This window comes from Clostridium sp. 19966 (assembly GCF_032335695.1).
Taxonomy (GTDB): Bacteria; Bacillota; Clostridia; order Clostridiales; family Clostridiaceae; genus JACTOJ01.
Genome location: NZ_JACTOJ010000051.1, coordinates 1 through 13338, shown reverse-complemented (window position 1 = coordinate 13338; position 13338 = coordinate 1). Strand labels below are relative to the sequence as shown.

10 protein-coding genes and 3 pseudogenes are annotated in these 13338 nt (G+C 30.8%); 3 read left to right on the top strand and 10 right to left on the bottom strand.

Annotation, left to right across the window (positions count from 1 at the left end; all coding sequences use genetic code 11):
* Positions 1 to 120: 120 nt before the first annotated feature.
* From IAI10_RS23785 to IAI10_RS23775, 3 genes and pseudogenes are all read right to left on the bottom strand, one after another.
* On the bottom strand, positions 121 to 534 hold the full coding sequence (locus IAI10_RS23785; RefSeq protein WP_315675804.1) for a hypothetical protein: 414 nt from the start codon (positions 532 to 534) through the stop codon (positions 121 to 123).
* Between the two features lie 372 nt (positions 535 to 906).
* Positions 907 to 1701 (bottom strand): annotated as a pseudogene (locus IAI10_RS23780) (nitroreductase family protein).
* Positions 1702 to 1737: 36 nt separating this feature from the next.
* Positions 1738 to 2979, bottom strand: a complete 1242-nt coding sequence (locus IAI10_RS23775) for an MFS transporter (RefSeq protein WP_315675803.1) — start codon at positions 2977 to 2979, stop codon at positions 1738 to 1740.
* Positions 2980 to 3467: 488 nt separating this feature from the next.
* Between IAI10_RS23775 and IAI10_RS23770 the strand changes: the two genes are divergently transcribed.
* The gene (locus IAI10_RS23770; RefSeq protein ID WP_315675802.1) at positions 3468 to 4286 is read left to right on the top strand and encodes a helix-turn-helix transcriptional regulator; all 819 of its coding nucleotides are present in this window, start codon (positions 3468 to 3470) and stop codon (positions 4284 to 4286) included.
* 40 nt (positions 4287 to 4326) lie between these two features.
* On the opposite strand, the gene IAI10_RS23765 is transcribed toward IAI10_RS23770, so the two are convergent.
* The 3 genes and pseudogenes from IAI10_RS23765 to IAI10_RS23755 form a co-directional block, all read right to left on the bottom strand.
* The gene (locus IAI10_RS23765; protein ID WP_315675801.1) at positions 4327 to 4527 is read right to left on the bottom strand and encodes a hypothetical protein; all 201 of its coding nucleotides are present in this window, start codon (positions 4525 to 4527) and stop codon (positions 4327 to 4329) included.
* 44 nt (positions 4528 to 4571) lie between these two features.
* Positions 4572 to 4766, bottom strand: a pseudogene (locus IAI10_RS23760) (helix-turn-helix domain-containing protein); the annotation flags it as partial.
* A gap of 446 nt (positions 4767 to 5212) precedes the next feature.
* The gene (locus tag IAI10_RS23755) at positions 5213 to 6697 is read right to left on the bottom strand and encodes a hypothetical protein (protein ID WP_315675800.1); all 1485 of its coding nucleotides are present in this window, start codon (positions 6695 to 6697) and stop codon (positions 5213 to 5215) included.
* 443 nt (positions 6698 to 7140) lie between these two features.
* Between IAI10_RS23755 and IAI10_RS23750 the strand changes: the two genes are divergently transcribed.
* Positions 7141 to 7833 carry a hypothetical protein gene (locus IAI10_RS23750; RefSeq protein ID WP_315675799.1) on the top strand — a complete coding sequence of 231 codons (693 nt, stop codon included), beginning with the start codon at positions 7141 to 7143 and terminating at the stop codon, positions 7831 to 7833.
* A gap of 56 nt (positions 7834 to 7889) precedes the next feature.
* Here IAI10_RS23750 and IAI10_RS23745 read toward each other — a convergent pair whose 3' ends face one another.
* The 4 genes from IAI10_RS23745 to IAI10_RS23730 form a co-directional block, all read right to left on the bottom strand.
* The gene (locus IAI10_RS23745) at positions 7890 to 8858 is read right to left on the bottom strand and encodes a phosphotransferase (RefSeq protein ID WP_315675798.1); all 969 of its coding nucleotides are present in this window, start codon (positions 8856 to 8858) and stop codon (positions 7890 to 7892) included.
* Between the two features lie 114 nt (positions 8859 to 8972).
* Complete coding sequence (locus tag IAI10_RS23740) at positions 8973 to 9851, bottom strand: AraC family transcriptional regulator (RefSeq protein ID WP_315675797.1); 879 nt, start codon at positions 9849 to 9851, stop codon at positions 8973 to 8975.
* A gap of 211 nt (positions 9852 to 10062) precedes the next feature.
* Positions 10063 to 11388 (bottom strand): serine hydrolase domain-containing protein, encoded by a 1326-nt coding sequence (locus IAI10_RS23735; protein WP_315675796.1) that lies wholly within the window; start codon positions 11386 to 11388, stop codon positions 10063 to 10065.
* A gap of 78 nt (positions 11389 to 11466) precedes the next feature.
* Positions 11467 to 12309: a helix-turn-helix domain-containing protein gene (locus IAI10_RS23730; RefSeq protein ID WP_315675795.1), complete on the bottom strand. Its 843-nt coding sequence runs from the start codon at positions 12307 to 12309 to the stop codon at positions 11467 to 11469.
* A 671-nt stretch (positions 12310 to 12980) separates the two neighbouring features.
* On the opposite strand from IAI10_RS23730, the pseudogene IAI10_RS23725 reads away from it, so the two are divergent.
* Positions 12981 to 13338: pseudogene (locus IAI10_RS23725) on the top strand (hypothetical protein); the annotation flags it as partial.

Here is a 13338-nt window from a genome sequence, read left to right as displayed (position 1 = left end):
AGAACTAGCTTAAATCCAATAGCGAAGCGGTGATGATACATGCTTTCTACTGGATTTAGTTTATCAAAATTTATTAGAAATTTGTATACGGAGAATTTTTGACGGTTACATTATTACATTTCACTTACCTATCTTTAAATAATTATTACATACTAATCCATTCTGGATTTCATTTAGTACTGACGTAAATAAAAATATCATATCGTCATATGTTTTTATATCTTCCATCAATTTTAAATTTAACATATAATCATCACTTGAATTTTTTAATTTACTGATTATATTATTATCTACTTCTGTCAAAAACTCTTCTATGTCTTCATTCCACATATTAAATTTATCAATATCTAGATTTCTATTTTTAGCTACATAATTAATTATTGCTCCAACTCTTACTAATAAGTCCCCACTAATTTTTAATTTATTAAATACTTTAAAGAAATTCCTAGATAGTGGTGGTCTTACCTTATTTATAGAACCATTATAGGAATGTGATGCTCCCGTTCCAAATAAATATACTCTTTTTCTATTCATTTTCTAAACTCTTTATATTTATTACTCTTAATTATAATCCTTCGCTATTTTTATATCTTACAAATCGCAATTCTCTCTTTCTCAGTTCTATATCAAGTTCAATATAATACTTGCATCTCTTTATCGTTTGATGTGCACTTCTACTTTATCTTCGAGTTCATCTATATATCACTATATAGGTTATCATTTAGAAATTTCATTCTTTAATGATTTATCTATCAGACCTCCCCAGGTAAGAATTTCAACCTTGGGCTAGCGGTTCCAACTATCAAACCCACAGTGAACTTTCACCGCCAATTTGACGCCCATGCTGGGCGCACATAAAAAAAAGCCATTCACATTTCTGTGGATGGCTTTCCTGTTAGCAGTATATTAAGGATTTACAAAAGTAAACTCTACTGGATTTCTGTCCACTAGCCTTGAATAATTATATTTAGGATATCCAACCATAACAGCACCAGTGATTTTCTTATTATTAGGAATATTAAATAATTCAATTAATGGTGAATTATCCTTCATCGCAATTCTTTCAAACATTCCAGCCCAACAGGATCCTAATCCTAGTGTAGGGGCATATAGTTCCAAATATGCTAAGGAAAGAATAGAATTTTCTCTTCCTCGTGGAAAATCTGAATTAGATATTGCTAGGACAAGGCTTGGTGCGCCTCTCAAAATTGTGTCAACACCTGTTTCACGATATGGCTTCGTAAAGTTACTTGATACATTGTTCTTTTCAAATTCTTCAATGACAAGTTTAACAGCCTTATCAAGTATTTTTCTATCATCAATGATAACAAAGGATATTCCTTGAAGATTATGCCCACTAGGAGCAAAATGCGCAACATTTACAAGAGATATTAATTTTTCTCTTGGCACAGGAGTTTCTTTATACGAACGAATAGCGCGCCTTGAACGAAGAAAGTTCTCCGCCTCTTCAGGCTTTAGTTTTGGAAATTTTTTTGAACTGATTTAATTGGATAAAGGCGCTTTTACATTATCCATTGCTTCTCTTGGGCATATAGCTACACAATGGCCACAGGCAATGCACTCCTCGGAGCAAACTTCTTCAGGACCATTTTCTCCAAGTCTTATTACATGTTCTGGGCACTCATTTACGCATAAACCACATTTGATACATTTTTCTCGATTTACAGTTATCAAATTCATTTTTATCTTCTCCTTTATTTTAAATCATTTTAAAAATTACAGATGTACTCGTTCATTTTTAGAGGTAAATGTATTTGAAGCCTTAGTACTGATTTTCCCATTTAAAGGATTATTAGTAGCCAAATAATAAATAAAAGCTAGTGAAAGCACAATACAACTTGCAATTGTAATTCCAATAACATTAAATGAATGATATACAGAGGTACTTATCCATGAACCAAGGGATCCTCCTAGGTAATATCCCACCATGTAAAGAGAATTTAATCGGCTATGATTTTGTGGATTAAGCTTATAAATTCGTCCTTGGTTTAGGGACATATTCATTCTTGAACCAACATCTAAAGTAAAGGTTATAATAATTATTATTATAAGTTTAGACCAGCCTACGCCTAAGATTAAAAAAGAAATAAACATGATGGCTAAAGCAAGAAGGTTCCATAAGCTTACATTTTTGCTGTTTGTAAGTTTTCCTGAGAAGCCAGCTGCTAATGCGCCTGCTATCCCTAAGAAACCAAAGAGTCCAACTATGGCACTTCCATAATTATATGGATGACCTTCTAAAACAAAGGACAAGGAAACCCAGAAAATATTGAATGCACAAAATGCAGCAGCACCAAAAACTATTGTTTCTCTTAATGTCTTCTCTTTTTTTAATAATGGCGGCAAGGATAATATGATATTTTTATATGAATTTTCTTTTTTTACATTATCATTTGGAAGAGAATAATATAAGTATACTGCAAAAATCAATAAAACTATTGCTGCAGATTCATGAACTGCTCTCCATCCCAGTAATTGGCCAACAACTCCGCCTAATACTCTGCCGAGTAGAACTCCAAGAAATACTCCAGTTAATAGGTGACCAACTATTATACCTCGTTTTTCTGAAGAAATATTTGAGGAAACAAATGGGATTATAAGCTGTGCTGAAACACTGGAAAGACCCATAAAAAATCCTACAATTACTATTAAATTAAAGGTAGATACTAAAGTCATTAAATATAACAATGCAGCTGAACAAATAATACTTAAAATGATTAACAGTTTTCTGCTATACCTATCTCCTAATGGAACAACAAACAATAATCCCATGGTATAGCCTATCTGTATAGCTGTTACAAGCTTACCAGATGATGAAATGGATATAAAAAAGTCATGGGATATATTGGTTAATAAGACCTGATCGTAGTACAAATTAGCTACTATAATTGCGCAAATAATTAATAAGATTAATAATAATTTGTTTGAAAAATTTCTGTTTTTCAAATCTCTATTCATTTTCACATCTTCCTCTCTATAAGTTATGAATATAGTGTATAATGAAATCATTATTTTAAATAGACGCTAAGTTATCCTATGATTAATAATGCTATGTTTATAGGCTGTGAAGCAATTTGTAAAATGACTTTGTAAATTGTTCATATCATCCTTTATAATTGACTATGTTTTAAAAGGATGTTGATAAAGGCGTTTTTCGTCTGGCATGGTTTCTTTCAGAACCCATGTGAGTAACTCTAGGGGCTGCTTTGTTATAATCGGCTACCAATTTTATTGTGCCCCTCCATGGCGCTAAAATTGCTTTGCCCGTCCTGTGCAAAATTACGCCAATTATAAGTCGCAATCCCTAAGAGTTCCTAGAACTCAAACGATAATATCAACATTTTAAAACATAGCCTCCCGTACTGAAGGAAATTTTAAATCAGCGTAAAAATCAACACTGATTTAAAACAGAACCTTATAATTAAATATAACTAGGAGAGATTGTAATGATATCTAAAAGCAAGGAACTCGGATTATTTTTAAAAAAGAAAAGATCTACATTGAGACCAGAACAATTTGGACTCAAATTCAATAAAAAGAGAAGGGTAGAAGGGCTAAAAAGGGAAGAAGTTGCGGATTTAGCTGGAGTAAGTATTGACTGGTATGTGCGCATTGAACAAGGTCAAGATGTTAATCCATCGATAGATGTGCTACTCTCTTTGAGTAGAGTTTTTCAATTAAATAGTGAAGAAAAAAGATACTTATTTGATTTGTCAGATAAAAAATTGCCCATGGAACACTCTGCTCCAGCTGCCATTTCGAATACATTACAAAAATTCTTAGATAGTCAAAATCCTAATATAGCTTATGTCACCGATAGCAAATCCACAATAATTGGATGGAACCAGGCAGCTCTAAAGGTATATGGCAATTATGCAGAAATGAATGAAAAAGAAAGGAATTCCGTTTGGAGAGCTTTTAATGATAATTATCTAAAGGAACTACTAGATAATTGGGAGGGACATTCTAAATTACGCGTTGAACAATTGAGGGCAAATTATAAATATTATGAAAATGATACTAAAATAAATGAAATTATAAATGAATTAAATGAAAAAAATCCTCTATTTAACAAATGGTGGAACAACCAAGGTATTATGGGAACGCCAGAAGGGCAAAAGCTTTTACATCACCCTTTAGTAGGAAGCTTATACCTAAGCTATATTTCATTTAAATCTACAGAAATAGAGGGAGCAAGCGTTACCATCCAAATGCCTATAGATGATTATACCAAAAATAAATTAAAGCAGCTTATGTTAGAATAAATGAATTATTCATGTTTTGCCTCTCCATAGTGAAATAATCTTATTTGGTTAATCTAACAAAATTCTCCGTATCACATAGCTTACTAAACTCACCTTTTTCAATTATTTCTCTATTATCCATAAAGATAACTTCATCAAAGTTATCAAGTCCGTCCTGTATATCATGTGTAGTCATTATAATAGTCTTTTCCTTAAGCTTTAAAGGCTCCTCCAACAACATCTTATATAACTTTTTATCCATCCCAGTAAAAGGTTCATCAAGTATAAGAACAGGAGTATCTTGTACTAATTAGGTCTCACATATAACTGAATAGTTGCCAAAGTCTTTCTATATTGATTGGGTGTATATCCATAAGCATCTACAAAAGCCCTTGTAAAACTTTCTTGACAGGAAAATCCATACTTTAACGCTATATCCAGAAGTCTATCCTGTGTATTTTTCACTTCTATTGCAGCAAGAGTTAATCTACGCTTTTGAAGGCCTTTTCAAATATTATATACCTGAAATGGCTGCACCTTCAATTAATACTACAAATTAAACCGTTTCAAGTTATAGCTACAAAAACAGTGGACAGTCCTATATCTTAAAATGCAGAACAGTCCCCTGTAATATACAGTATTTCCAACGCCCTCATCGAAATCGCAGTCATTTGTGATACGGTTCTCCGTATCGGTTGTAAGGGATAACATTTTTATATAATAGTAAAACCTATGTTAATTTTATTATATAAACATAGGCATCCTACTGACTAACTATAATATATTAAATTAAATCATTTACTACATCTTGATTGGTTATTTTCAAGTTATTTGGCAACTCATCTCTTTGTGATGATATCGCTAAATAATACTTTTCTGGGTCTCTAGTTCTCTGACCTTATTTAGATACATTAACTTCTATTATTTTCCACATATCTCTACAGGACTTATCTTAAAAATTGTTTTACAAAGGTAGTAAATGAACTTTGAAGTTCCTTTGCATAACTATTATCATAGCCATTTTCAAAATATGTCTGTAAAGCATTATTAAAGCTATTTTGAAATGCATTAGCACTAGAAATATCTAAATTTTTAAGCTGTTTATATGCTTCATTAGAATACTCTGTGTCTATGTCTTTGTTTGCACTGCTTTCTTGATTATAAATATGCTTGTTATACTCTTGTAACAGAAGTGTCCCAGCAGAATTTGTCATGTCATGCACCGCAACATAAGAGACTTCTGAATTTCCTAGTGCTGCCTTATAAGCATCAACTGTATTGCTTGTATTTGAAACTGCAAACGAATCATTAAGAACCTCTCCAGCAGAAACTATATCTTTATAGGTGAAGCTTGTTCCAGAAATATCTGCTGTCGCAGTTATCTTACCTTGGCTATAGTCTTCAAACTTCTTTGCAATATCTTCTACACTTTCATTAGAATAGTCAATATTATTATCTTGTTTAAACTGACTATATACGGAGAAAAGTTGCTTCTCCATATCTACAAGTGAATTGCTGATAGACGTTTCATTAGGGTCATTAATAGATTTAGCACCGTTAAAAAATGTATTTAGACTGTTAGCTTGTGCATCAATGTTTTCGCCTGTAGCTTTAGAATAGTATTGGTTAAGGTTTTGCAATTCTGCTTTTTCCTTAGTTTGCTGCTGTTTAGTATAGCCATCTATATCGCTAATTCCTTGTTCTTTTGCTCGTTTTGCTATATTATCACTTGAATAGGTATCTTGAATCTCTGTTTTTGCCTTATCATAGGCTACTATGGATTCTGCAAGATAATTTCCATCACCTGTAGGTACATCTGTCAAATTGTTAGCTGCACTATGAATGTTCTGATTTTGAAGCCCTGAAAGATAAGTATTCATACAATCTGCAATTGGTGTTGAATATCCATCATATTGATGTAATACTGCTTCATATTGACTTTGCATCTTTTGATTTTCAGCTTGTACTTTATCAGACTCCTCATCGTACTCAGCTAATGTTTCTCTGTTTTGGGGAATATTATTGCTTACTGGTTCATAGGCAGAAAACGAAGTATCAAGGTCATCAAAGATTTTTTGCTGAGAAGACTCCCCTCTATTACTTAAAGAGAAAACACCAGAGTATGTATCTGTTGAAGAACTAGGTCCATTCATTTCTCCTTTGCTATTATAGGTAACAAATTCATTTTCTCCAGTATTATAATCATATCGCACTATAGCATCTTCCACGTAAATTTTACTTTTATCAAAATTAGCTGCTGGTATTGTGTCTTCTCCCGCTACAACCTCTGTGAGTTTTCCTGTTGCTGGATCAATGTGTAAACATCCAATAGGTCCTTTAGCATACTCACAAGAATTATCAGGTGGTTGCTTAATAGTTATATTATTATTATTTGAATATACCGTTGACGGCCCAATAGAATTAATTGACATACTATTACCTCCAAAATTATTTTTATTAATATATATTATCGTATATAAAATTCAACTTTATAAGGTTATTAGAAAAATTAGTATAATATACAAATTATTTTATTAGTTTCAATTGATTCTTATTTAGCTATAATATACAATTAAAATAAATATATTTTTCAAATAAAAGGAAGGATGTTTAGTATGAAAAGTCTCAGCAAAAGCTAGCTTCTCTCATTAATTCCAATGCTAATAAAAATTCATCAATTCAAAAATCAAACAAACTATCACTTACATCTAAACTTATACGATGCGTGCAAATGATAGCTCATCTAGCAGTTCTCAGCCCACTGTTGGTTACGAAATCTTAGTGGACAATCCCAGTAGTGAGGTAAATGGTAATCCAACAATTCAAAGTAAAATAGATGTTATCGCATCTGCTAATTCAGATGGATCAAATTCATATGAAGCTCAAAACTTGGCTAAAGATATCTCAATTCCAGTTTAATACACCTGCACAATATGTCCCAATGATACGAGCTGAAAACTCCTCTAATGTTTGGTCAAGTCCTGTTTATCCAGATTTTGATATCGAACCAGCTAGTGGAAGTCGTCCAACTGCCAGCTTTAATCATGCTTTAACATCTTTAGTTCCTAAAAACTTAACTTTCAATGTAAGTTGGACAAGTTCTCAGTCTCAAAATAGCTCCTCTACTTTAAAGAATTCCGAAACATTAGTATTAAATACTGCTTCTCTAAATGACGACCAAGTATATGATAAACCTGCAAACTCTACTACAGACTTTTCAAATTGTACTCAAGATGTTTCAACATCAGATATAGGCACATACTATGTTCTTACAAGTGTAGAAGATTCCAATGGCTATTGGTCAGGTTGGAAGGCTTCTCAGGTTCAGATTGAAGATTCATCCGTTAAAATTATAAATCCAGTTGTAAGTGGCGATGAAGGCACTGTAAGGTGGAATATGGGCTCATATCCAAGCTATACTATCTTAGTTTATAGTATTTCTAAAAATCAAAAAATTACTATAGGAATAAATTGCCATAGTAATTTCCAATTCTATTTAGCTATTAATTTTATATTTTACACAAACTTATGGACGTTCTCGTACAAAGGGGTTCTCCTTCATTTATGATACGGTTCTCCGTAACAGGTATAACGTAAATTTTTTTATGAACCATTAATTGATAATCATAAATATTTTTTGCAAGATTCAACAAATCCTTTGATACGTGAAATATATCCAAATGGCTCATCAGGGGCAAATTCTATCGAAGCTAAGAAAACTGTTAGCTCAAGATCAAATAACAACTCAGTAGCATCAAATTCATCCTTAGTAATATTATATTTCTTCAATACATCTATTTCATTAAGATTCCAACCACCATATTTTCTTATACCATAATCAAAATTATAGAAAGGTACTGCTAGCGAAAGACCAAAATCAATTATAGCTCTAACTTTCCTCTCTCCCGCTGAGTTAATAACAATCACATTATGTGTTCCTAAATCTCTATGATCAAAAGAAGCCGGCACATTTGTCGAAAGCTTTAAAGCACAAGATTCAGTAGCCCTTGAAATCAGTAAAAGCTCATCTTCTGTAAAAATGCTAAGTTGTCTAGCATCTTCAATTAATATTTCACTTATTGATAAATATGCTTCTCTCCAAGTATTATATTTACCTATGATGCTATTTTCATAAATATCGCCATAATATGAAAAACTAATATCTCTCATTTTTTCAATGATATCCTCTATCTCATTAGAAATATTATACTTTTCATTTTCATTCAAGTCATTCCATGTTTCTCTAAGTAGCTCTCCTTCAATAAATTCTTCCAATACATATTTAGCATCTATGTCTTGTTTAGTAAAATCATATTGTATTATTTTTTTGCAAGGTATTCCTGCCTTGTGCATTAATTTAATGCCTTCTACCTCACGTTCAATTTGACCACATCGTGTCCTAGGTATTATAGTAGCGTTCTCACACTTTAAGAAAAATTTATTGTCAGGATTTTTAGTAACAAGATAATAACAAGTATTATTTGCACCTATGCCATAAGGTTCTATAACTTCCAACTTACATTTTTCACCTTGTGATTTTTTAAGTAACTTTTCAACTCTGCCTATAAATTCCTCTGATATTTCTAAACTCATAAATTATCTCCTTTTATTCTTTATTCTATTCATGCCAATGTATTACCATAATTATTTAAATAGAAATTTACAATTATGGCATGTGATGCAAGACCTTAAAATCCAGTTAATATTTTAATAAGTCTTTTTTATAACAGGTATCCAAATCTCACATCGACATCCTGTATCATTATTACCATAATACCTCTCCATTTCAGGAGCATCAGCATGTTCATAATTTGATGAAGGAAACCATTCTGACCCAATTCTTCTCCACATTTCATGAATATCTTCATCACTATTATTCTCAACCTCAAAAATTGCCCATGTTAAAGATGGAATTTCTAGTACTCTAAACTCTGTTAGTATATTTGTATTTGTATCAGTAAAATCACAACCTATCATATACCGCATAGAACCATCTTGAGGATTATGATTGAAAAGAACACCAACATCCAAAATCCCATTTTCAGGTTTTCCAGCATTTCTGATTATTTTTGCACTTGTACCATCAGAAATACATTTTTCATAAAATTCAGGAATTTCACTAAAACATCTACCATCAATGACATTTGTCTTGAAATCCTTACCGAATATTTTAAAAGGTTCTTTTTCAGTAATTTTATAATTCATCTCTTTATCACCTTTCAAAGTAATTTGAATTGATAGACGATTAAAAGACTTTATTTTAGCACCTGACTCACGCGCAGCCGACGGAGTTATCCCATGAAGTCTTTGAAAAGCTTTTGTAAAAGCTTCTGATGTTCCATAACCATACTTAATGGCGATGTCCGTAATCTTTTCCTTTGAAAGCGATAGTTCCTGTGCTGCAAGAGTTAATCTCCTCTTTCTTATATATTCTCCAACTGTAAAACCTGTCAACATGCTAAACATACGCTGAAAATGGTATGTTGATGAATAAGCGCATTGAGCTATCTTATCATAGTTAATTTCCTCCAAAATATTAACTTCCATATAATTAATAGCGTTTTGCATACTATTTATCCAATCCATATGTATCCTCCATATTTTGATAATAACATTTATATGTACTATCTGCCTGTTTTATATTGCTAATAAATGTCCTATTTATAATGTTGTGATATAATTTCTAAAACTAAAAATCTGCTTAATCCTAGTAATATCACTAAATTCAAGTAAAGTCTACGTCATTTGTGATACGGTTCTCCGTAACATGTATAACGTAGACTTATCAGAGCAAAGACTATACAATTTTTTCATAAGGTAGCTTAATTGTATCATATATGTATAGTGCCTCTAAAATACTCACATCATGCTGTTTAAAAAATATAAACTTTCCATCACATACCTCACAAGCAAAAATGAGCTGTTCTTCATTTTCATCGATGTACTTTAATTTAAATTTTGTACCTTTATATTCTTGAATCCAAAGCCGGTCAACAAAAATATTGCCATCCTGACAACCTATATTAAATTCTCCACCAGTGTACTTGCATTTATATCTACCCTCAATTTTTTTAAGCAAATCTAAACTTCTTATATCCCCTTTAGCTATCGGTATAATTTCTATCGGTACATTTGTGAAAAATAAAATACCTTTAATCCCTTCTAATATTTTTGATATTGCGATAGTATCATTGTTTCCTAATAATATAACTGCATAATCGTTTTTTAAATCAACCCACACATTAAATATATATCCGCTTATTAATCCATTCGCACATATTTCATTGGCTTGTTCATCCTTCATAAAACATCCATATCCCACCCAAGCATCCATGTACCAAATATATCCATATGGTGTCATCATCTTTTTTAAAGCCTCAGTAGTAATAATTTTATAATTTAGCAATGCCTTAATCCATTTCAGTATATCTTCAGCAGTAGAATAAAGGAATCCACTTCCATAAGCTCCACTCATGTCATAATAGTCAGCATTTATTATCCCTTGCCCTGAATAAGAATATCCCTGTGCAAGTTCTAAAATTATATCTTCGTTTCTTGACACTCCTGTATTTTCAAGTCCCGCTGGTTTAAATATGTATTCATGATAAAATGCTTCAATATCCATCCCTGATACGATTTCAACTATCTTAGCTAATAAAACATAATTGGTGTTACTATATTCAGCTCTATCCCCTACTTTGAAATCCAACTCTCTTTTATTTATCCTATCTATAATAATATCAAATGTTATAGATTCACTAATTCTATATTCTTCAAAATTAGTATGTTCAGGTATGCCTGATGTGTGTGAAAGAAGATGATGTATTGTTATGCCTTCTGAATGCATATACTCCGGAATATACTTTTTAATATTATCCTCAAGTTCTATTTGTCCACTTTCATAGAGTTTAAGTATTGCTGCAGCTGTAAATTGCTTTGTATAACTGCCAATTTTATATTTTGTATTTACTTCATTCATTATTTTATACTGCACATTAGCATAGCCATAAGGTCTTTGAAGAAGAATATTGTCCTTTTTACAAACAAGTACTGTTCCAGAAAATCTATCGGCCTTAGACCAAGAATCCATATATTGTGCTAGTTTATCTTTTATTGCTTTCAAAATTATCTCTCCTCTACTTTAACTTGAGATAAATTATAATATGTTTGTCCTATTTTTAATTGTAAAAAACGGACTATTTTATTCTTTTCCCATATATTTTAAATACTCAGAAGGCGTCATACTGCTTAAGTCATAAAAATCATGGATAAAATGAGATTCATCATAATATCCAAATTCTAAAGCAATATCCACTATTTTAGCTGATTTTTTTAAGTTAATTGTTCTAATTACATTTTGAAATCTTATTATTTTTAAAAAGGTTTTTGTATTTATCCCAACACGATTATAAATAATTCTTCTTAATTGTTTCTCGCTCAATATTTCTTGTTGTGTGATATCTTTTATTTTAATTGTCCCTTTAGAGTTGTAAATATGATAAAGTATATTTTGAAAATCATTCTCCCAAGGTATTGCTTCTCTTTTTATCGATGTGAAATATTGATTAGCATAATTAATTTTCTCATAAACATTATGAATTCTACTTAATTCTCTTTTAAGTTCAACAAAAACAGCTTGTCCTAGAGAGTCAACTAACTCCATTTTATCTGTAAATCTATCTGAACTCTCTTTTATAAAAGCTTGTAATCCCCCAGGATAAAATCTAATACCAAAGGTTTTTATATTATTATGTTCCATATCTACAATGGAGCATTTACTCATTGTTCCAACTAATATATCACGACAGCTAGCTCCATTCTTATCAGTTCCAAATAATATATCAATACAGCCATCAGGTATTACTATTTCATTTTTAAGTAAATCCATTTTATATATTGAGGTATCTGTTAATAAAGGCGAAACCCAATAGCAACATATATATTTTTTAAGATTTTCAGCAGGCTTAAATTCTAAATATAACCCACCATGAGAATTAATAATATTTGATTGCATCTGAACAGGTTTAAAATCTAGATTATCCATAATGTTCCCCATCATTTTGATATAATATTATTTCGTATATTATATCAAATTTTTCAACTTATTGGAATTCCACAATTATTTAGTTTACGATATAGTTTTATAATCTATGATTCCCATTAACACTAGTCATATCAAGACTTCAAAAAAAAATACACGTTATTTGTGATACGGTTCTCCGTAACGGGTATAGCGTAGACTTTTTATTGCTTCAAAATCAGAATTATAGTTATATCACACTTGTATATATTCCTCCATTAATAATAGTGTTTACTTTTGAAGGTTGCTTTATATCATTTGATAATTCTATCCACAATTTAAGTAAAAAACAAAAACCCTCGGAATTACTCCAAAGGGTTGTATTTACGATAAAATTATCAAATTGGTATTTTTTTACATATGATTTAGTAGAAAAACTCTAAAATATCATATTCTCATTTAATATAATGATGATATTCTATTGTAAAAACACAATATTGTCAAGTAATATTTAGGAAATCTATAAAAATATCTCTTTAACTTGGAACAAATATATTATAAGCAATAGAAGGCAATAAATGTACGTTATCGAACATTTCTTTTGATATGAAGCTACGTTAAACTTTATAAGACAACACCAATATTAAAGACTTATAAAACATAAGCTTATATATTATTAAAAAGGAGAAACGATAATGAATTTTAATTTATTTAAAAATCGAAATTTTCTACTCTATTCATTAGGACAAGGAATTTCTAATTTAGGGAGCACTATGACCTTCTATGCATTATCACTTTATGTATTAGGTCATACGAAATCATCAAGCATGTTTGCTTTTATTTTATCCGCCAAATATATTCCTCAAATTTTCTTGTATCCTTTTTCAGGTGTTATTGTTGATAAACTAGAACGTAAAAAATTACTTATATTTTTCGACGGGTTTAGAGGTTTATTTTTATTATTAATGCTATTTATGATTTATGTAAATGGAGAAATTAGTTTATTAATGATATATTCTATTGTATTTACATATGCAATTGTAGATACTTTTT